Consider the following 19,630-nt stretch of genomic DNA (forward strand, 5'->3'; position numbering starts at 1 on the left):
GTCAGGTATATTTCTACCGCAGCCGGGCATCCTTGAAATATCGACATCAATGAATGTCGTAGACAACCGCGGAGAAGACTTACGTTTCCCCATAAGCTCTTCGTCCGGTTTCTCCTCTCCCATGAGGGAATCTCTTCGGAGGTTCCCGAACTAAATCCCTGTAACGGCAATGTCTATTACAGGGATTTAGTTCTTTTTTTATGTTGAGCCGCTCACCTCGTTGAGCGGCTTTTTTCCATATCAATCCTCACCTTCTAGTCAGACGATTCACCTAACCTTATATGAAAAGCATAACCAATCCCTCTCAGCCAACGTTCTAACGATAAAGGGCATGATGGGAGGAACACGTGATGAACCTGTTTTTATATGCAGGATTGGGTTGCCTGTTGGTTGCAGGGCTTCTATCCGGAGCGTTTACTACGGGATACCAACAAAGAGACAACTTCTATGCTGAATCCAAGGACGACCGCGCATCCAGAGAGAGAGTAACCAACTGGTTCTTATTAGCCGGTTTCGTATTTCTTGCGGTCGCCGGTATTGTGTATTTGTTCCGCTAATTTGGCACTGTGAACATTTGCTCGCTCCCCGCAGCGCAGAATAAAAGCACAGAAGCACCGTTCAGGAAATTCGCCAAAATCGAAACGATGAAGAATGATTTATACGAGGCTTTATTGATATTGAGGGGGAACCGATATTACTTAATCAGGTTTCTGCTAACGATGATCCCCTTGGCAATCCCCTTAACTTAACACCGTTAGGTCGACGCAGTTCATCAAACAATCGCGAGCTTAACCGGCAAGACGCCCCCCGGATATCCGGCGAGCGTTTTTTTTGTTCCCCTCTTTAAGGTCATAACGCCACGCAACCTTTGCAGGAATAACACCGATTTTGTCGAATCAATAAATCTGTTTGAAAAATATTCCTAATGTTACAGTGAAGAGAGGTCATGTAAGTGAGAAGAACGTTGTATGTTCTCGTATTGTTCAGCATGCTGGTGGGACTTGGCTTTGCGGGCACGACGCACGGGATCGCTGCTGCCGAAGAGTCCAGGCTCCAGATCAGCGATATTGCGGGAAGAAACACCTACCTGATGAGCGATGGCTCCATGTGGTCCCTGATTGACGGACGACATGCCATACGGACGCCGGGTAAAGTTGCAGCCATCAGCGGTTATGAATACGAAGGCATTGGTATGACGCAGGATGGGCGATTAGTGGAATGGGATATCGGCAAGGGACCCGAGGTCGTTCCGGGAACAAGCGGCGTGAAGCAGATAGCGGGTTACTACTGGCTGAAGTCAGACGGTACCGTATGGGGCGGCTCGGAAAAAGCAAAAAACCTCAGCGGCATTTTGCTCATCGCCAATGCCGATCAAGAATTCGCCGCCTTGTCCTCCAACGGGGAGCTGTTACTGCAGGATAACTACAAAAAGGGACAATTCAAGAAGCTCGGCATCGTGGAAAACCCTTCAGGGATTAAATCCATGACGGTTCACAGCGGGCGTGTAGCCCTATTGCGTGACAACGGTGACGTGGTTGTATACGAAACGTCCAACTTTGACGATAACGGGCGCATCATACCAGTTACCGTCGCTCAGAATGCAGCTCATATCGTTTATGCTTCCAATGAGCCGACGGATCTTCTGATTGTGACGCTCCAAGACGGAACCGTATGGACAACCGGAGTGTATAAAGACCGCTGGAAGCTCAAGGAGCAGGTCTCCGGACTGAGCGGGATCGTAAAAACCTCCATTTACGGAAATGCAAAGGATCTATCGGAGGGATTCTATGCGCAGCGCTCTGACGGAAGCTGGATCCATCACCAGGATGGACAGAACAAATCGGTTGATGTGCCTGTCGTTAAGGCCGTATCGGTTTCGGTATCCGATGCCAAGCCTTATGTAGGGGATATCCTGGAAGTCAGTATCCAGGAGACTTACACGAACGGGGCCAAGATCAAAGTACCGATTAAAGATGCCCAGATCGATATAGAGAAGCCTTATTTGATGAACATGCAGAAGAATGGAACACTGAAGTCTGCGGGCGTTGGCAAGACACAGATTAGGGTAACCTCGGGTGGTCTGTCCAAATCGATAACGGTATCGTCCAGCCTGCGCAACAATTTGAAATATGCAAAACAGATCAACGGGAATATCATGGTGCCGGCGAAATCCGTCATTCAGGCACTGGGCGGCGCCTACTCGACCAAAAACGGAGCCGTGGAGGCCAAGTTCGGAGAGACCGTGCTCTCGCTTACAGTAGGCAGCAACCAGGCCAAGCTGAATGATAGTCCGCTGCGCCTAAAAGCAGCACCGATCACCGACAAAGGCGAGCTGCTGATTCCGGCCGCCGTGTTATCCGATGTTCTGGGTGCGAAAATCAGCTGGGATACCAAGTGGAAACAAGCGAATATCTCCTTCGGAAGCGATGCAGAGATGACCATTGTCTCTAACGAAACGGCTGGCTTGATCAAAAAAGCCATGCAAGGCAGCTTGGTTAAATTCATCGGCCGAACGTATTGGGTGAATGATTTCGAAGACCTGGAACGCTTCTCGAAATTATCGGTAACCGACATTTTGCCGGACGACAAAGGCGAATTCAACGTGATCTTCAAAACGGCATCAGGAAAAACAGTGAAAAGCTATCCTATGCGCTCTTCGGAAGTGCTGCAGCTGTTTGCAGACCGTTCTTCTTTATTAAATTACGACCCTTATCAAAAATACAAATGGTCCGCATCGGTCTGGAAACAAATTAAAGCAGGCCAGGTTTCCCTCGGCATGACAAAAGAACAGGTGCAGCTTTCATGGGGGAACCCGGCAGCCAAGGACATTACCACTGGCGGCGGTAAAACCATTGAAACCTGGGGGTACTCGAATTTCGATATCGTATCTTTCGTAAACGGTAAAGTTATACTGATTATGATGTAACATGAGTAACAGGCCGGGGCCAGACCTCTGACCGGATAATATTCGTTCTCCCAAGAACAGACCACTCTTCTCGAGCGGTCTGTTTTTATTAGTGATTTTCTGATAGACGGTTAAAACGATGATTCATGACAAGTCATGAAAGCCGATTCTCGCTTCAGAAAAAACAGGACCGCCCTAAGAAGAGGCCATGCCTCTTTTGGACGGTCTGTCGTTGTGACTGCTCATGGTGCTCGGTATCACTTATTGATTCAATTGGTTTGTTCACTCAAAAGATGGATTAGATAAATGCGCGAGTAATGATCACCAACAAGATGAATAATACCAAAATAGCACCTACAGAAGAGCCATATCCATAGCCACCATAACCTTCTCCTACTCCGCTCACATGAATCCCTCCTTTTTTGAACATACCACATGTTATGTTGGTTCCGCTCAAATGAACTGGGCTGCCACCTGTTCGGGTTAAGAATAATGAATCAGCCCATGCCTTGGAATCTGCCGGATTTGGATTGAACATTTCCTTTGATTCCGATATGAAAAAGGCGTGGTTTAACCGTCGTTCCACCACGCCTCATGCGATCACTAATTGTCTATACCTGCGAAAGTTGTTCTTTTTCATCCCGATCGGTCTCAGGATCTGAATATACTATTTTTCTGCGGCGATCGACCAAACCTTCCTCGCCCAACTCACGGTATTTGCGCATCCACACTTTCAGCCGTCCGATATCTGATATTTGTAAGGCGGATGCCACTTCTTTCTTAGTCATACCTTCCAGCCGCATGGCGACTGCCTTTTTCTTCGTTTCGAAACTGTAATGATGGAATGTCTGTCCCTTTTTCGCCATGATTATCACCTCTTTACTACCTTTATCGGCTATCATCGACCTTCTTTCAATACCTAGGGCCTATTCCGACATGCGCATGCCTTCAAGGTCTATAGAACCGATGGTGTTTCCACCTAAATAAATCCATGTTATGGTATAATTTATGTTACAACTTTACATAGAAATTGAGGGATCTCTTTTGTTTAAACTCATCATTTTTGGATTTCTGTTCTACATCTTCGGTAATCCGATTACGGCGATCCTGGTGCTGCTTCTCATCGTGTATGTGCTGGATCGCCGTTTTGTCGGGGTATTTCCCAGTTTGACAAAGCCAATCAAACGTGCACGGAATATTTCCAAGCTGCGCAGACAGATTGCAGTTAGCCCCAGCGACGTTTCATCAAGACACGAGCTTGCCAGATTACTCTTGGAGCGCCGTAAGTATGGGGAAGCCCTGAAGCTGCTGGAATCCATAGCATCCAGTCTAGAGGACTCCGCCGAATTCTGGGACGATATTGGAAATGCACGCCTGCATACCGGCAGCATCACACAAGGGGAAGCGAATATTATGCGGGCCCTGGAGATTAACCCGAGGGTCAAATATGGCCGGCCTTTTCTTCGGCTTGCTGATGCATTTCGGGATTCGGATCGGGAGAAGGCGCTCCATTATTTGGAACAGTTCCATTCCATTCACTCTTCCTCCAGCGAAGCCTTTTATTTGCTTGGTTATATGTATCAATCGCTTGGAAGGACTGAGGATGCCAAGAAGTCCTATCAGGAATCGCTGGATGTGTATCGGTCACTGCCGAAATACAAAAAACGGCAAGAACGTAAATGGGCGGTGCGAAGTTTTTTTAGGAAATTATTATAAATCATAAGTGATTATATATAAACCAAAGGGCGTCCACACGGTCAAGAGACCATGGGACACCCTTTTTTTGATCATTCGGTTTTCTATGCAAGTGGCTTGTACCCAAGTCGATTTAATTGTTCCGCGATCACCCGGTACCCTCGGCCATTCGGGTGTAAACCGTCCACCGACATCAGTTCTTTCTCTCGGCCAGAAAATTGTGTGTAAATATCAGCTACGCGAAAATAGCCGTCGCTTAACCCCATCAAATGCCGATTGAACCGAATCACGTATTCCGTCGCCTCCGTCCAGGCCGGATATGGATTATACAGACCGATAGCGCGAATATAATAAGGTTTGCTGACTGGTGACTTTATTTTTCGGATATGTTTGACGATATTAGCCACATGATTCTGACATCGATACAAGGCAGCGTCCAGCACCTCCCGATTCGGTCGACCTCCCGTGGACTTTACCGCACGTATCAAGTCATTGCCTCCGATTGATATCGTGATGATCTGGGCCTGCTGCAGATGATAGCGAAACGTAGGAAGCTGAACTACCCGATCGTATAACTCATCCGAGGTTAATCCGTTGACCCCGAGATTCTCATGGGCCACGAACTGGCGAAGCTTCTCCTCCGCCATCCGACGGTATAACGGAACAAAACCGCTGCCAGGCATCGCCCCAAACCCAAAGGTCAAGGAATCGCCGACAGCGGTATAATGGTACACCAACATGTTCACCCCCTGCCCCGCTCGTTACGACATTATATGAGGGATGCCCCCATTGCGAAACGGGTTTATTGTCTTGAATGGCAATTTTAATTACACTCCAAGACGGCAAACATGCTTTTAATCTGAATAGCTTATTCTTCGGACTCCTCCACCTCGTAGATGCAGCGGAATCTTTCAACGCCCGGATACTTCTCTCCCAAGCTGTATACCTCAAAGCCGATACTGCGATAGAAGTTTACGGCTTCTTCGTCCGTTTCCGCAATCACGCGGGCCGGTTTAGGCTGAACCTCAAGGAGCAGCTCCAAAATCAATCCGCGACCATATCCCTTTCCCCGATTCTCCGGAAGAACGGCAAGATGCCGAATGGTAAGCTCGTCCTGATCGATATCAAAACCGATGACTCCTAAGAGAAGCCCATCCTCTTCATATCCAAACAACCGGCTGCGGCCCGTCTGATAAGAAGCTGCAGCCTGATCCACCGCTTCCTGATCCGGAAATACCGAGTAACTGAGCAGTTCCTTTACTTCGGGTTGTATCGCTTGCACCGTTATATCTTTAAGCATACTTATCTCCAATCTAAAACTTGTATAGGTCTACAACATCTTCTCTGCACTGATTCCCAGCTTGCGCAGCAGCATCGCCGCCTGCGCTCGCTCGTCCTCCGACAAACCGCTAAGCACCTTAACCATCAATTCCTGATGCTGAGGAAAAATGGCTTCGAAGAATTCTTGTCCCTCTGCGGTAAGCTCAGCATAAATAACGCGGCGGTCCTCAGCGGAAGCCCGGCGAACCAGCAGGTTTTTCTTTTGAAGCTTATCCACCACATATGTAATGTTACCGCTGGAGATGAGCACCTTCTCCCCAATTTTCTGCAGCGGCTGCGGTCCTTTGTGATAGAGTACGTCCAATACACCGAATTCGGTGGAGTTCAATCCGTGACTATTGATGCTGCGATTCGAATGTGTCATAACAGCGTTATAAGCTCTGGCAAGGACAACCAGCAAATGTAACGGGGTATCCTCGTGTTCTTGAATATCCGACATATTTCACCCTCCGAGAGATATCATGTTATTAAGGTTAATGAACGCCGGATCAACTGTCAAATGTATTCTTTGCTTCTATGCTCCCGGAATGCAGTATCCGTACCGTTCCATCCTGGCAGCCTATGATCGCTTGGTCGGCCATACCGATAAACAGCCCATGTTCAACCACGCCCGGAATGACGCCTAGCCGGGAGCTCAATTCCTCTGGGTGGGCAATATGCTGAAACCGGCAATCAGCAATATAATTCCCGTTATCCGTAACATAAAACCCTTCATCTTGCTTACGACGGATTTGCACCATACAGCCAAGCTGGGCCAGTGACCGAACTGTCCACTCATAAGCAAAAGGGACAATCTCAACCGGCAGCGGAAAAGCACCGAGTTGAGCTACGGCTTTCGCTTCATCTGCCACAATCACGAGCCGTTCGCTGTGAAAAGCAGTGATCTTCTCACGGAGAAGCGCTCCGCCCCCTCCCTTGATTAACCGCAGCTGGTCGTCCAGCTCATCAGCCCCGTCAATCGTCAGATCCAAGCGATCGATCTGATGTATGGGCGTCAGGGAAATTCCTTGTTCCATAGCCAGCTTCTCCGAAGCTTCAGAGGTAGCCACGGCCTGGATCGAGAGTCCGGATCGGACCATCTCGCCGATTTTGAGAATGGCGTAATAAGCGGTTGAGCCTGTACCCAGCCCAATCTTCATTCCATCCTGCACATACTTGGCGGCATGCTCCGCCGCCATTTTCTTCATATAATATTCACTCGTCATATGAACCCCTCTTTCGTCTTAAGCTGAAGAAAAAGCTGCAAACCCGCTTGGCTGCTCTCGAAGAGAACAGTCCGGAGCGAGCCTCCCTTCTCAATCAGGAAGCCCGCCTCGACGATATGATCACGATGCTGGAATGGGTACTGTTTGAGCCAAGCGGATCCTATCATATGTAAAGCCGACTGACAAACGTCAGGGGCGCTAACTGCGCCCCTGACTTTCATCTACCTTTGAATCGCGGTCGCTCATCCTTCATAAGGCCTCGATAGAGGTTTGTTTTTGGGGGTCCCCGCAAAGTATTTGGAATAAGCATCGAAGCATAGGCTCCACTTTGTGGGGTAATTTTATATTTGCGCCTCCTTCTCCTGTGTGTACTGCTCAAGCCAATGGACATAGAGCTCTTCATTATCAGGAGAAAAACAAACGAAGTCAATCCGATCCAGGCGGTTATCCGGCAAATCTTCCTCAAGCAGCTTCGTAACCGCCTTTAACGCAACATCACATGCCGGAGCCTTAGGATACTCATAGATACCCGTGCTTATATTAGGAAAGGCGATGCTTCTGGCACCCACCTCGATTGCAAGCAAGAGACTGTTGCGGTAGCATTCCGCCAGCGTATGCTCCTCACGCCGTCCACCGCCCTCCCATATCGGGCCGACCGTATGAATGATATGCTGGGCAGGCAGCCGACCTGCACCGGTAATCACGGCATTGCCTGGCGGGCAGCCGCCTTGCTGCTTGCGAATTTCCATGCACTGCTCCATGATCTCCGGGCCGCCGGCGCTGTGAATTGCGCCGTCCACGCCTTTTCCACCCAGCAGTCCCGAATTTGCAGCATTGACGATAATGTCGCCCGTCCATGTCGTAATATCGCCTATAAAGACGGAGACCGATGTCCTTCCGATTATAAATGTTTTCATTTCGGAAAATCTCCTTTCGGTCTTTTATTTCTCTATTACCCCGCAAGTGGGTGGATTGACCCTGTTTGCCTATTCTGTTCTGGGCTTTTTTTTCGCAGCTGCAGACAGTCGATCGGTCAAACTCTTCTCTTCCGCTCCTTGCAGCGCTTCCTCCACCGTACGGTAGAACATCAGCGTGCCGGTATCCCTGGCCTTCGTCAAATGATGAAGAAACACATTGCCGGCTTGCTCCAGCTTCAAATCCTCCGACTCATTCTTGACCCGGCAAAGATATACCTTCATCATGCCTTGTGGATCGCGAAATTCCATGACGCCGATGGGACTCATCGATCTTTTGTCCTCCTCCGTGAACTGAGGCGTCATATAAACGGTATATTCCGAAGCAGGCGGAGGAATGTATGCTTCCCGTTTTTTATCCGCAATTAATTTGGAATTCATGAATGCGATGTAACCCGCCGCCGCGAACAAAAGGATGCAGGCAGCAATTGCGATATTGAACATGTATGTCTCTCCTTGTATATAATCAATCCATCAGGCTTTAACCTAAAGAGTTCCTCTCTATAAAAATACCCGTAATAACGCAATAATCAGTAAGTGCAGAGGATAAAATGAACGCCATACCCAGCGGCTCACCCGGATAGACTCCAGCTTCCTCCATATATGCGGGCCATAGGCTATCGCAGCCGTCGGGATGACACTCCACATCTGCAGCTCCCAGTTATTAAGGAACCAGAATAACAGGTTCAACACCATATGAAGCGGAACAAGCCAGCTGGCCTGGGCATATCGGAAAATCAAGATCAACAGCAGGCCGTAAGCTCCGTAATCAAACGGAAATTCACTCATTAACGCACAGGCGGCAACAACAATCATCCATGATAACAACTTGGAATCCGACCGTTCCAGCACATACAAAACGATGGCTCCAGCTACCAGGGTAATAACCACATTCAACCCTTTAGGATTCAACGCAAGCTGATAGGGAATTTGGGAGATGGCCGCAATGACGGCAAGCCGAATGATATACTTGGGTCTCGAAGAAGTGTAGCGGTGCCCCTGAACGAGAGCATAGACGTAGATTGGGAAAGCAATGCGGCCGATGATTCTCCAAATCTCCTGATGCGGAAAAAACACAAGTCCTACATGATCAATCAGCATCGTCAGCATGGCGATCCACTGCATGATAACCCCCTCCTCGCACTCGAAGATGTTGAATCTATATGTACTTGAAATCGATATATCTATTATGGGTTGCAACACTGGGACTTGCAAGCGAAGAAACATGAAAGAACTGGATATCCGGCATCCATGTCCAATATCCTCTATAATAAGATCAACAGCAACTTGAGAAGGAAAAGCGCTTGTTTGGATCAACATGATACAGATGGAGGTGACGGCCGTATGGAAAAGAAAAAGAACAACATGGCCCTTGGGATAAGCATGGGGATCGGCGTTGGCGTAGCCCTTGGCGTTGCCATGGATAATATCGCTATCGGCATAACGATCGGTGCCGCCATCGGCATTTCGTTTGGCTCAACCATGTCAAGCGATAACAAGAAGCCCCCTAATGAATAAACAGAACTTCAAATAACAGTAAATAGACCACCCGATTCTTGCCGGGTGGCCTGTTTGGCGTTCGTTTCCCTCTATTTCAATACAGCATGAATTTCTCGAATGTTCCCGTTCCGAACTTCATGAGCCAACGCTCCTGTAAGGAGGGGTCCATCCACCTTGATCGAATCCCCTCCCACCGTGATGAGAGTTAATCGCTGAATCGTAACGCCGTCCTGGCCATACGTATTTGCTGCGCGCTCGCTGCGATACGTCACCTTGACGGAACCAAGGAAGGTGAACGACACTTCTTGATTCTCGTCAAACAGCCAAGCCGGAAGCAGTGGGTTCAGATGCAGCTGAAGCTGGCCGCCTTCGTAACGGAATACCTTCTTCCCTGCCATCATCGTAATCCACATGCTTAGGAATTCGGCCGTCGATCCGCTAAGCCTTGCCACAAAACCTCGTCCATGCACGTGAGGATCCGGATTGACGCTACTGGCAATGAACGAGGAATTCTCCAGCGTGCTGCGTCCATAAACCGCCGGGTCCAGAAAAGGGACAAGGGATGTTTTGATTTCCGAGAAAAACTCGTCATACAATCCGACTTTTAATAATGAAAGCAAGTATTTATAGGTCATATGCAAAAATACGGATTCCCGCTCCAGCCACCCGGCTGTAAATGCACGGATGCGTCCGATTTCATCGGTTTCGCCTCCCAGGCTGACGGACGTTTTATACATCCCCAGCGCGGGATCATACAGATGGGAAGCCTTGATCCGATCATACATCGTTCTCGCCTGGCCTTCATCAGCGAGCTTCATTCCGCGGGCCGGTGCCTCCAGGAAATGCGGGAGCGCATATGCCTTGAATTCAAGCACTTTTGCCGCGGGCAAACCATAGCGGGTGATCACTGGGTTCCCCGCTGCATCCCGAACCTCTTCAAAGCGTTCGGCTTCAAAGCGGAAATACGTTGGCACGATTCCGCCTCCCATCTGCTCGGCACGCTGAATCCCTTCTTCGATTTTGTCCAAGAATGCCGCGTACATGACCTTCACGTTTTCCACCGACATCTCAACCTCCAGACCGCTGATCCCGTACCGGACCGATGCACGATAGGATTCACGCTGCCCCGCTACCAAGTCCCAATAACCGAATGAATCCAATGAGCCGGACTGATATTGCTGTACGGCTTCGTATACACTACCTAAGTAAGACGCGATCTCCTCCGGTACCTGAATCACTTGATGGCCACACCGCTCGGCCGCATCCACGATAAATGCGACCAAACGCTTCAATTCCATCGTTTCGCTCATACCCGATCCAAACAGTCCCGGCAAGCCGTTCATTGCGTCATTCCAGCCCGGCTTGTTCGCCTCCATCTCTACCCCCATCCCGTAAGGATCGAGTGTCGCCATTTTATTGAGGGACAATGAGATCATTTTGACAAACAGATTCGTGCGGTACATGCCGCCTAATCCGCCATCTACCCGCAGCCATTCCGCCGCGTTCCGTTTTCTGCCGAGCTTATTCAGCTTCTCCTCGTCCTCCAGCAGAGCACCATATTGCCGAACCTTGCCTCCTCGACTGATCACAACCTTCTCACTCCGCGGAAGGACGTACACCGGGCTGTCAAAGAACGTATACGTATTCTCCTCAAACAATAGTACCTCATAACGGTCGGGATAAATATTCAAGTAGGTATCAACTAAATCCATATTATACGTCCAATGATCCGACCAGAACCCTTCCCCGAACGAAGCTGCAAAATGCTGATCGGATATCGTCAACAGCCCGGATAAGAACTGTTCCTCGCTAATCTCCAACCTGATGGCTTGATCCGAAATCGCGTTGATGATTTTTCCTGGCGTATAGTCCCCGGCGCATGCCTTTGTCAGCTTCTCATAATCTTCCTCAGCCGCGGAAGCGCGCAGCAGCTCCTGCAGCTCCTCCTCCTTCCCTTCACTCACGCGAAATTTCGTCCCTTCTACGCTAAGCGGGTTATAACCGTCGGCTTGAATGAGACTGAAAAACATCCGGATATTGAACGTGCCCACCTTCGGGTTAAAAAACACGTCATTTCGTCGATTCTGATTCATATCCCGGAAATTGCCATTCCCTTGTGAATAGTACTCCGGCGCAAGAGAGAAGAAGTTATAATCCCGCTCCAGATCCCCATGCTTGCGGGAGTATAGATGGACAACGGCCCCTTCCTTCCCGTTATCGAATAGGAATGGATATCCGCCCCGCAGAAAATTGTCCAGATAGGACTGACGGCTATATTCGTCAAATAGGGGTAATCCCGTTTTGGTGGCCACATCCTCGGTTAATTTCCGGGTCAACGCCGAGGCCTCCTCGCGTTTACGGAGGATATAGGCAGGAGAACACAAATCTTTGGAACGTTTATTGATTTTACCGATATCGTTCACATGACCAACCAGTGTATAAACGGTCGCCGTCTCCCCAGGCTTAAGCTGAGTCGATAATCCGCTGAATCCGCATGGTACTTTGTTCACGGCATAAGGCGTGGCGTTCAGCAAAGCTTCCACCGAGTTCACAGCAAATCGATCAGGGTGGATCAAGGAAGTGTTTCCGCCAAAGATCAGCTCAAAGTCTACAAGGGGTTGGAGCAGCTTCCCATGCTGATTAAACGACAGGTAGAAGTGACCGCTCGTAACTTCGCTGACTTCCGCCTCGTCGTGCGTACTGGAGCGAACTTTATAGAACGGGATCCCCTGATCCAAGTTCTCCACCTCCATCCAGCTCCGCAGCAGATTGCCGACCTCCTTGTACCCGCTATTCTCGACACCGTAAGGCAGAATCTCCGGCATGCCGTCCAGCAGTTCAAGCGATACAGTCCCGGCTCCGATATTCGTTACGCTGACCTCGCGAACAAGGGCGGCAAAATCCTCACCAGGCAGCTGAAAATACGACACCGAAGTGCGAAGTCCTTTACCGGCATGCTCCTCCTCAATGACCAGCTCATTCTGACGAATCAGCATCGTTCTCTTCGCTTTGGAATCCGGCTGAAAGGATTGGAACGGCTCATAAACGGGCCCTGTCCCCGCCATCTTGATAAACGTGCGGAAACCGGTAGTCGAGACATTCTTATACGAGATATTCGCCGGGGAAAATTCCATGATTGGCGAGTTCTTATCGCGTATGCCGAAGCTGCATATTCCCTGACCCCGATTCACATAAAAGGTCCACATCGGAATCCCTTTCAAGCCTGCGATACCCGGCAGAAAGCTGGAAAACGGTTTGGCAAGATCATACTGCTCAATAACAAAGGTATCCTTCTCAAAACGATAATTTGACATGTTAGATCCTCCTTTAATGGGTCATAATCGACTCAACTCTAGAGTCCGATTACTTTCGAAACCGGTTTCGAAAAATGGTAAAAATGAGTCCTGCCTTATATTTCACCTAGGTGACCGGGTGGCAGGATTCCCGGATAATCAATTGAACTGGCAGCATAACCGACTTTACTGTTGCGTCTTGCTCTTCGATGGAAGAAAGAAGGAGCTCCGCCGCAACGGTGCCCAGCTGCTCCGTATCCTGGCGTATGGTCGTTAACGCAGGGGTGATGTAACGGGACATTTCAATATCATCAAAACCAATGATGGACACATCTCCCGGTACATGCAGGCCATGTTCCTGAACGGCACGAATCGCTCCAAGTGCGAGTAGATCACCTGCCGCATAAACAGCAGTCGGCCTCTCTCTAAGCCCCAGCAGCTTCTTCATGGCTTCGTATCCGCTCTCGGTGGAGAAAAAATCGCTGCCGGTTATGTACTCTCCCCTTAGATCCAGGTCAAGTTCCCGAAGGGCTTGCTCATAGCCTTGTTGGCGCTGTTCGCCTGCAAACGTATTCAATCCGCCCGATATATGGGCAATTCTGCGATGTCCGAGCGAATGCAAATACCGAAGTGCCTGCATGCTCCCTCCGATATTGTCGGAGTAAACCGAATGCACATGTTCCGGTGACGAATCCAGAATGACGCACGGAATGCCGCTATCCAGCAGTTCCTGGAAATCGGGATCCTCGCTGCTCGACAGAATGACGACCACACCGTCGACGCCTCGGATTTTGCAATGCTCCACATAACTGCTTCTTCGGCCGCCGACATCCTTGGAGATGAACATCAGATCATACCCTTTGGATACGGCAATTTTCTTAAAGCTTTCGATAACAGCTCCAAAATAGGGGTGACGAATCCCTGCTCCAGTGGCTTCTACAAAAAGAATACCAATGGTCCAGGATCGCTTCGTTGTAAGCGATCTGGCGTTTGCGTTTGGAAGATAGCCCATTTCCTTCGCGGTTGCCAGGATCTTGGCTCTCGTCTTCTCCCGGACATCCGGATAGTTGTTGAAGACTTTGGACACCGTCGTAGGCGAATAGCCTGTTTTCTTGGCAATATCATAAATCGTAGTCAACCTTGGAATCAGCTCCTGCACCTTCGCTGGCATATTCTAATTCAAATCTATCTGATATTAGATTCTACCTGTCCTGGCAGGCTCTCGTCAATGTTATTCCGCACGGACGGACTAGCAGGAGCCGAACCTTCGGTTATCAAAAAAACAAGTCTTCTAGGACAAGCTGGCAGATGCGGTCTGCGGCTTTGCAGGACTTGCCGTTTCCTGATGGCGAATCATCAGAACGCAGATCAGCGCGAGCAGCATGCTGCCAGCGGCACAATAAAACAGAATCGAATATCCCATGCCATCAATGAGCTTGCCCAGCAGAGGCGGTGACGAGATCGCCGCCAGCGAGGATACCAAATAGTACATTCCTGTCCGCGTCCCAATGCTGTCCTCCGATCCGGTAGATACGATAAACGGATAGGAGTTAATATTGATGCAAGCCCAGAATAACCCACCAACAGTCAGCAATACACGGAGCAACACCATTGATTCAACCCATGGTACAAGCGCAAAGACAATCAACAGCCCGCTGACGCCGATCAGAATCATCCGTTTCTTGCCGAATTTACCGCCGAGCCATCCGCTTGGAATGGCGAACAGAACAAAGGCGAGTGAAAAAAACGTTAAGGAAAAGGAAGCCTGCGATTCCGTTAGCCCCATCTCGTTCTTCCCGTACAGAGTAAACAGCGTCTCAACTCCCTGATAAGCGACAAACCAGAAAAATATAGCCGCCAAGAGCAGCACCGTCGTCCGATTGAGCTGACTCTTAAAGGAAACTTTAGTTTTGGCTTCCGTCTGAGCCTGATAGCCTGGAGCGTCGCGCTTCTCCTGGATAAATGTTCTCAAAATGAACAACGACACCAGCGTTATGCCGGCCGCTGCAATAAAAGGTAGGGAGCGATGAGCGCTATACAGTACCGAGCCCACGCCAAAAGCCAGTATAGACCCTATGCCGCCCATAAAGTTAATGATGCCGTTGGCCCTCGTGCGTCGTTTCTCCTCCGTAATATCCGGCATTAGTGAAACGGTAGGCGAACGATACAGGCTCATAGCCAGATTCATGAGGACCATGAACAGTATCAATGTTGCCATCCCGGTGTGAAACGGAATGATTGCGGTAAACAGAGCGCCAAGCGGCATTCCGATGAGCAGGTAAGGCATTCTTCTGCCATACCGGGTATGAGTACGGTCGCTTCGACTTCCAATCCATGGCTGCAAGAACAAGGCAAAGTAATTGTCGATCGTCATAAAAAAACCGATCAGTGCGACACTGGATATGTAATCCTCCAGAAAATAGGGCACAAACGCATTGTAGAGCGCCCAGGTAATGCTAATGCTGAAAAAGCCAAAGCCCAGCAGCCATGTTTTTTTCACAAAGTCACGCTCCCTTGGTTTGTAGCAATCCCCCGAGTACATCCGGATAATCCGTAATAATGCCCGCCACGTCTGCATCGATCAAGGCTTTCATCTGTTCCTCGTCATTGACAGTCCACGGGTGATAGACAACACCATGCTGCTTCGCTTCCGCTACCCATTCCGGTAGAACTGCGCGATGGTATGCATGAAGCGCATCCGCTTTAGCCAATTTGGCATACTCCCACGGTTTGTATAACCCTTCTCCATACAGCAGGCCGGTACGGATTTCAGGATCAATATGTTTGCACTCCACCAGGGAATAATGATTGAAACTTGAGATGACGATTTGCTCTGACATTTTGTAGTGTCTTACGGTCTCGATCACGCGCTTTTCCAGCTCAGGATATTGAATCGACCCGTTCTTCAGCTCAATGTTCACGATCGTGCCACGGTTTTTCGTTAATTCCAGCAGTTCTTCCAGCAGCGGAATCCGTTCCCCTTGAAAAGCCGCTCCAAACCATGAGCCTGCGTCCAACTTGGCCAGTTCGTCGTATGTATAATCTTTGACTAGCCCCTCAGCCCCCGTGGTACGGGCAACACTCTCATCATGGATCAGAACCAGCCTTCCATCCTTCGTCATCTGAACATCGGTTTCAATCCCGGTAGCTCCCTGCTCCAAGCCTTTGGCAAAGGCAGCCATCGTATTCTCGGGGCATATAGCCGATGACCCGCGGTGTGCAAAATTAATCAATTGTGACATTTGTACTTCCTCCTGAGTGGTTAGAAATTGGTTTGTACTATAAATATAGCTCGCAATTGTTAGAGCTATGTTATCATTCCATTTTTCATATTCCACATCGTTTTACGAAACCCTGTCATGCAGACAATTAATTTTTTGAATGGTTTGACTGATTTGCATGTCAGGCATATAATTGTTTAGACAACTATTTTTGAAAACTTGAAATGAAAGGTGTGACTTTTTTCTTGAAAGTACCTAAACGCAACCCCTCCATCGGTTTTCATCTGGGTTACACCTATCGCCGCGCATCCCATTTGTTTGCTAACGCCTTGAAGCCCTATGATATCACCCCTGAGCAATGGCTGGTGCTGTACCACATCGGAGAGCACGAAGGGTTAAATCAAAAGGAAGTTGCCGCCAAAGCGGACAAGGACCAACCGACCACTACCCGCATTTTGGATCTGCTCGAGAAAAAAGGATACACCCGCAAATCCGTTTCGGTAAACGACCGAAGAGCTTTCCAGCTCTATTTGACGGATACAGGCAAACAATTGATCGAGAAAACCACAACGATCGAAAGTCAGTGCGGTAGCCAGTTAATCGAAGGCATTGACGATCATCAATTAGAGATGTTCTGGGACACACTCTCACGCATCAATACCAACATACACAACTTAGAGAATAACAGGAGTGATGTTTCACATGAATGAAATAAATTCGAAACAACGATTATGGACCAAAGAATTCATCACCTTGATGGTCAGCAACCTGTTTCTGTTCCTGACCCTGCAGATGATGCTGACCACGCTGCCCGCATACGCCAAAGAGGCGTTTATGGCAAGCCCGCTTCAGGTCAGCCTGATAACCAGCCTGTTCGCCTTCAGTGCGATCGCTTCCCGCTTCGTGTCAAGCAAAGCGCTGGAAAAAGGAAAACTGCGCCTGCTTCTGTACGTCGGGCTGTTGATATCGCTGATAGCCACGCTCGGCTATTACTGGGCATCCGGCATCGCCTTTCTGCTGCTGATGCGCGTTTTGTTTGGCATCGGCTTTGGCATGACAAGCACCTCGTTTCCTACGATGGCTTCAGACGTCATTCCTATCAAACGACTGGGCGAGGGCATGGGGTATTTCGGATTATCCACTACACTCGCCATGTCGATCGGCCCGATGATCGGCTTGACGCTCCTGCAAGACGGGGGTTTCACACCGCTTGTGGTCATCACCGTCATCATCAATGTACTTATCTTCCCACTCGCCTACGTTCTGACGTTAAAATCGGCAAAACGGAATACGGAGCGCCCCGCAGCCGTTCAACCTCAAGTTGAGGAACAACCAAAGGGTTCATTCAATAAGAAGCTGATTCTACCCAGCATCCTTAACTTTTTGATGTCCATTACGTATGGCGGACTGCTGAGCTTCATGGCGTTGTTCGGCACCGAGGCTCACCTCCGGAATCCCCAGTATTTCTTCTTGTTCAATGCCATTGCCATTATACTGGTACGGCCGTTCTCCGGCAGAATCTATGACCGGTATGGGCACAAGGCGCTGGTTATACCTGCTGCTGTTCTGATGGTCACCGGTTTGCTGTTGCTGACCTTCGCCTCATCGACGGGAACTATGCTGTTATCGGCATTATGTTATGGCCTTGGCTTCGGTGCGATGCAGCCGTCCATCCAGACCTGGATGATCCAGGAGGTTCATCCGCTCCAGCGCGGCATGGCCAACGGCATGTTCTTCAACTCCCTGGATTTCGGTGTCGCTATCGGCTCTATCGCGCTCGGCTCCATCGCCAAATCCACTTCGTACATGATCATGTACCGATATTCAGCCATTGCGCTAGTGCTGTTGATCCTGATTTATATCGTCATGCAGGCAACCGGCAAATCGCGCACTAAAGCTACATCAAAGCTTGAGGATACCGAACCCACCGTTGCAGGATAACGGGGGTTCGAAAGCGAATCCAATTTTTTGGCATCTCTTTGATTTCATTCGAACATTTTGCACGCATCAAGCTCTGACCTACCGGATCGGACCCGGATGGATCATGCAGAGCCCGTTTACTCAATTATACGAGCGGACCTTCGTTCCCTATGCTCCCGATCCGTACCCGAAGATGAGAGAAAGGTCTTGTCTATTATTTATGGACAAGACCTTTCTTTTTCAAGCCCTGCGGTTTCTTGAAATCCACTCGGTATGAATTCCCTCCGGTATCGTCTTCCTTCGCCTCCGGCTTCACGGCGAATAATGTAAGCAGGCCACCTACAGCCGCGACGGCTGCCAACGTGCCGAACAGCACCCAATGATTCGCCCCGAGCAGCAGTGAGACAACTGGCGGACCGAGCGACACGCCGATAAAACGCATACTGCTATATAGGGAGGTAATGGTACCGCGCTGCTCCTTCTCAACACCTTCCGTCAGCAGCGTGTCCATGCATGGCAATACCATCCCGATCCCGATGCCACCAAGCGTCATCATGCCGACTACAAAATAGATCTGTGCACTAAATCCGGTTACGATCAAGGAAGCCGTCAAAATGGCCATGCCCGCGAAACCGGTCCACTTCTTAGCCGCTTTATTTTTGCCCGTAAATTTACCGGCTAAATAAGATGAAAGACATAACAAAGCTAGCGGAATCGCAAGCACCAGCCCTTTCACCACACCGTGTAAATGGTAAGTGCTTTCGAGCGTTTCCGACAAATAGAAAAGAACGCCGAACACGCCAAACATCGCGATGCCGCCGATGGCAAATATCGCATACAGCCATCTTCCCTTCTCGTGCAAAACCTGCTTGGTTGTTTTCAAAAACTCACGAATGGATTGTTTATCGTTATGGTTTGACTTTGGCGTCTTCACAAGAAAAATGACAAGCACGAATGAGATCAGGCACAGAACCGGAATAGCTATAAAGGGCAAGAACCAGATAAAACTTCCGAGCAGGGCACCCAGTATTGGACTGACTACCTTGCCAAACGTATTGGAGGTTTCGATAATACCCAAACTCTTACTAACCTCTTCTTCCTCTTTAAACATGTCACCGACAAGCGGAATGACAATGGGGAATGCCCCGGCAGCACCAATTCCCTGCAGAAACCGACCCGCCAAAATAACGAAATATGCCGCTGTCCCACTCAGCATCCAAGCTGCTACAGCCGAGACTGCTCCGCCTAACGCCGCAATAATTAAGCTTGGGATGATGATTTTCTTTCGTCCATAACGATCCGATAAATAACCGGCAATCGGAATCAGCAAGATGGCTACAACAGCATATACCGTTATAAGCATACTGACTTTGAAGGAACTGATCCCCAGAGCTTTTGAAATCTGCGGCAAAATGGGAATCAGCATGGAATTTCCCAACGTCATGATAAGTGGTATGGATGCAAGGGCAACCAGATCCCATTTTTTGTTTTCCATGAGAGAAAGACCACCTTTGCGTTATCTGTCATCCATATTGTAGGTTCTTTTACCCGGAATATGCATGATTGCAAGGTGGCC

At 49.2% G+C, this 19,630-nt stretch carries 21 protein-coding genes; 7 read left to right on the plus strand and 14 right to left on the minus strand.

Annotation, left to right across the window (positions count from 1 at the left end; all coding sequences use genetic code 11):
• The first annotated feature begins 350 nt into the window (after positions 1-350).
• Positions 351-557 carry a DUF5316 family protein gene (locus MHH48_RS23450; RefSeq protein ID WP_076325036.1) on the plus strand — a complete coding sequence of 69 codons (207 nt, stop codon included), beginning with the start codon at positions 351-353 and terminating at the stop codon, positions 555-557.
• 395 nt (positions 558-952) lie between these two features.
• Positions 953-2,926 (plus strand): stalk domain-containing protein, encoded by a 1,974-nt coding sequence (locus tag MHH48_RS23455; protein WP_076325037.1) that lies wholly within the window; start codon positions 953-955, stop codon positions 2,924-2,926.
• Between the two features lie 277 nt (positions 2,927-3,203).
• On the opposite strand, the gene MHH48_RS23460 is transcribed toward MHH48_RS23455, so the two are convergent.
• Positions 3,204-3,335, minus strand: coding sequence for a sporulation protein YjcZ (locus MHH48_RS23460; protein WP_083397613.1), 132 nt, complete (start codon positions 3,333-3,335; stop codon positions 3,204-3,206).
• A gap of 181 nt (positions 3,336-3,516) precedes the next feature.
• Positions 3,517-3,771: a helix-turn-helix domain-containing protein gene (locus tag MHH48_RS23465; protein ID WP_076325039.1), complete on the minus strand. Its 255-nt coding sequence runs from the start codon at positions 3,769-3,771 to the stop codon at positions 3,517-3,519.
• Between the two features lie 178 nt (positions 3,772-3,949).
• Here MHH48_RS23465 and MHH48_RS23470 point away from each other — a divergent pair, with 178 nt between their 5' ends.
• A complete protein-coding gene (locus MHH48_RS23470; RefSeq protein WP_076325040.1) occupies positions 3,950-4,621 on the plus strand; it encodes a tetratricopeptide repeat protein in 672 nt (223 codons plus the stop codon).
• A gap of 83 nt (positions 4,622-4,704) precedes the next feature.
• Here MHH48_RS23470 and MHH48_RS23475 read toward each other — a convergent pair whose 3' ends face one another.
• The 4 genes from MHH48_RS23475 to rpiA all read right to left on the minus strand — a co-directional run bounded on the left by MHH48_RS23475 (position 4,705) and on the right by rpiA (position 7,146).
• Positions 4,705-5,340, minus strand: a complete 636-nt coding sequence (locus tag MHH48_RS23475; RefSeq protein WP_076325041.1) for a GDSL-type esterase/lipase family protein — start codon at positions 5,338-5,340, stop codon at positions 4,705-4,707.
• 128 nt (positions 5,341-5,468) lie between these two features.
• Positions 5,469-5,900, minus strand: a complete 432-nt coding sequence (locus tag MHH48_RS23480; RefSeq protein WP_076325042.1) for a GNAT family N-acetyltransferase — start codon at positions 5,898-5,900, stop codon at positions 5,469-5,471.
• Between the two features lie 30 nt (positions 5,901-5,930).
• Positions 5,931-6,380, minus strand: coding sequence for a MarR family transcriptional regulator (locus tag MHH48_RS23485; protein WP_076325043.1), 450 nt, complete (start codon positions 6,378-6,380; stop codon positions 5,931-5,933).
• Between the two features lie 49 nt (positions 6,381-6,429).
• Positions 6,430-7,146 carry a ribose 5-phosphate isomerase A gene (rpiA, locus tag MHH48_RS23490; RefSeq protein ID WP_076325044.1) on the minus strand — a complete coding sequence of 239 codons (717 nt, stop codon included), beginning with the start codon at positions 7,144-7,146 and terminating at the stop codon, positions 6,430-6,432.
• A 47-nt stretch (positions 7,147-7,193) separates the two neighbouring features.
• On the opposite strand from rpiA, the gene MHH48_RS23495 reads away from it, so the two are divergent.
• Positions 7,194-7,319, plus strand: coding sequence for a hypothetical protein (locus MHH48_RS23495; RefSeq protein ID WP_256720744.1), 126 nt, complete (start codon positions 7,194-7,196; stop codon positions 7,317-7,319).
• A 168-nt stretch (positions 7,320-7,487) separates the two neighbouring features.
• On the opposite strand, the gene MHH48_RS23500 is transcribed toward MHH48_RS23495, so the two are convergent.
• From MHH48_RS23500 to MHH48_RS23510, 3 genes are all read right to left on the minus strand, one after another.
• Positions 7,488-8,063: a macro domain-containing protein gene (locus MHH48_RS23500; RefSeq protein WP_076325045.1), complete on the minus strand. Its 576-nt coding sequence runs from the start codon at positions 8,061-8,063 to the stop codon at positions 7,488-7,490.
• A 69-nt stretch (positions 8,064-8,132) separates the two neighbouring features.
• The gene (locus tag MHH48_RS23505; RefSeq protein WP_076325046.1) at positions 8,133-8,564 is read right to left on the minus strand and encodes a hypothetical protein; all 432 of its coding nucleotides are present in this window, start codon (positions 8,562-8,564) and stop codon (positions 8,133-8,135) included.
• A gap of 57 nt (positions 8,565-8,621) precedes the next feature.
• The gene (locus MHH48_RS23510; RefSeq protein ID WP_076325047.1) at positions 8,622-9,245 is read right to left on the minus strand and encodes a TraX family protein; all 624 of its coding nucleotides are present in this window, start codon (positions 9,243-9,245) and stop codon (positions 8,622-8,624) included.
• A gap of 219 nt (positions 9,246-9,464) precedes the next feature.
• Between MHH48_RS23510 and MHH48_RS23515 the strand changes: the two genes are divergently transcribed.
• Entirely contained in the window at positions 9,465-9,638 is a 174-nt protein-coding gene (locus MHH48_RS23515) for a hypothetical protein (RefSeq protein ID WP_179090703.1), read from the plus strand.
• A gap of 71 nt (positions 9,639-9,709) precedes the next feature.
• On the opposite strand, the gene MHH48_RS23520 is transcribed toward MHH48_RS23515, so the two are convergent.
• The 4 genes from MHH48_RS23520 to MHH48_RS23535 all read right to left on the minus strand — a co-directional run bounded on the left by MHH48_RS23520 (position 9,710) and on the right by MHH48_RS23535 (position 16,155).
• Positions 9,710-12,934 (minus strand): cellobiose phosphorylase, encoded by a 3,225-nt coding sequence (locus MHH48_RS23520; RefSeq protein ID WP_076325048.1) that lies wholly within the window; start codon positions 12,932-12,934, stop codon positions 9,710-9,712.
• Positions 12,935-13,040: 106 nt separating this feature from the next.
• Complete coding sequence (locus tag MHH48_RS23525; protein WP_076325049.1) at positions 13,041-14,051, minus strand: LacI family DNA-binding transcriptional regulator; 1,011 nt, start codon at positions 14,049-14,051, stop codon at positions 13,041-13,043.
• Between the two features lie 153 nt (positions 14,052-14,204).
• Positions 14,205-15,413, minus strand: a complete 1,209-nt coding sequence (locus MHH48_RS23530; protein ID WP_076325050.1) for an SLC45 family MFS transporter — start codon at positions 15,411-15,413, stop codon at positions 14,205-14,207.
• Positions 15,414-15,417: 4 nt separating this feature from the next.
• Positions 15,418-16,155: a glycerophosphodiester phosphodiesterase gene (locus tag MHH48_RS23535; RefSeq protein WP_076325051.1), complete on the minus strand. Its 738-nt coding sequence runs from the start codon at positions 16,153-16,155 to the stop codon at positions 15,418-15,420.
• A 224-nt stretch (positions 16,156-16,379) separates the two neighbouring features.
• On the opposite strand from MHH48_RS23535, the gene MHH48_RS23540 reads away from it, so the two are divergent.
• Positions 16,380-16,844 carry a MarR family transcriptional regulator gene (locus tag MHH48_RS23540; protein WP_076325052.1) on the plus strand — a complete coding sequence of 155 codons (465 nt, stop codon included), beginning with the start codon at positions 16,380-16,382 and terminating at the stop codon, positions 16,842-16,844.
• Positions 16,837-18,075: an MFS transporter gene (locus MHH48_RS23545; protein ID WP_076325053.1), complete on the plus strand. Its 1,239-nt coding sequence runs from the start codon at positions 16,837-16,839 to the stop codon at positions 18,073-18,075. Before MHH48_RS23540 ends, MHH48_RS23545 begins: the two co-directional genes overlap by 8 nt.
• Before the next feature lie 193 nt (positions 18,076-18,268).
• Here the strand turns inward: MHH48_RS23545 and MHH48_RS23550 are convergent, their stop codons facing one another.
• Positions 18,269-19,549: an MFS transporter gene (locus tag MHH48_RS23550; protein ID WP_076325054.1), complete on the minus strand. Its 1,281-nt coding sequence runs from the start codon at positions 19,547-19,549 to the stop codon at positions 18,269-18,271.
• Positions 19,550-19,630: the final 81 nt, after the last annotated feature.

The sequence above is a fragment of the Paenibacillus sp. FSL F4-0100 genome (genome assembly GCF_037993005.1).
In the GTDB taxonomy this organism is placed as follows: Bacteria; Bacillota; Bacilli; order Paenibacillales; family Paenibacillaceae; genus Paenibacillus_AQ.

What these genes read in the sequence shown, in the direction of transcription:
- MHH48_RS23450 (WP_076325036.1), top strand. Translation starts at nt 351, where the DNA reads ATGAACCTGTTTTTATATGCAGGATTGGGTTGCCTGTTGGTTGCAGGG.
- MHH48_RS23460 (WP_083397613.1), bottom strand. Translation starts at nt 3,335, where the DNA reads ATGTTCAAAAAAGGAGGGATTCATGTGAGCGGAGTAGGAGAAGGTTAT.
- MHH48_RS23465 (WP_076325039.1), bottom strand. Translation starts at nt 3,771, where the DNA reads ATGGCGAAAAAGGGACAGACATTCCATCATTACAGTTTCGAAACGAAG.
- MHH48_RS23475 (WP_076325041.1), bottom strand. Translation starts at nt 5,340, where the DNA reads ATGTTGGTGTACCATTATACCGCTGTCGGCGATTCCTTGACCTTTGGG.
- MHH48_RS23480 (WP_076325042.1), bottom strand. Translation starts at nt 5,900, where the DNA reads ATGCTTAAAGATATAACGGTGCAAGCGATACAACCCGAAGTAAAGGAA.
- MHH48_RS23485 (WP_076325043.1), bottom strand. Translation starts at nt 6,380, where the DNA reads ATGTCGGATATTCAAGAACACGAGGATACCCCGTTACATTTGCTGGTT.
- rpiA (WP_076325044.1), bottom strand. Translation starts at nt 7,146, where the DNA reads ATGACGAGTGAATATTATATGAAGAAAATGGCGGCGGAGCATGCCGCC.
- MHH48_RS23500 (WP_076325045.1), bottom strand. Translation starts at nt 8,063, where the DNA reads ATGAAAACATTTATAATCGGAAGGACATCGGTCTCCGTCTTTATAGGC.
- MHH48_RS23505 (WP_076325046.1), bottom strand. Translation starts at nt 8,564, where the DNA reads ATGTTCAATATCGCAATTGCTGCCTGCATCCTTTTGTTCGCGGCGGCG.
- MHH48_RS23510 (WP_076325047.1), bottom strand. Translation starts at nt 9,245, where the DNA reads ATGCAGTGGATCGCCATGCTGACGATGCTGATTGATCATGTAGGACTT.
- MHH48_RS23515 (WP_179090703.1), top strand. Translation starts at nt 9,465, where the DNA reads ATGGAAAAGAAAAAGAACAACATGGCCCTTGGGATAAGCATGGGGATC.
- MHH48_RS23520 (WP_076325048.1), bottom strand. Translation starts at nt 12,934, where the DNA reads ATGTCAAATTATCGTTTTGAGAAGGATACCTTTGTTATTGAGCAGTAT.
- MHH48_RS23535 (WP_076325051.1), bottom strand. Translation starts at nt 16,155, where the DNA reads ATGTCACAATTGATTAATTTTGCACACCGCGGGTCATCGGCTATATGC.
- MHH48_RS23545 (WP_076325053.1), top strand. Translation starts at nt 16,837, where the DNA reads ATGAATGAAATAAATTCGAAACAACGATTATGGACCAAAGAATTCATC.
- MHH48_RS23550 (WP_076325054.1), bottom strand. Translation starts at nt 19,549, where the DNA reads ATGGAAAACAAAAAATGGGATCTGGTTGCCCTTGCATCCATACCACTT.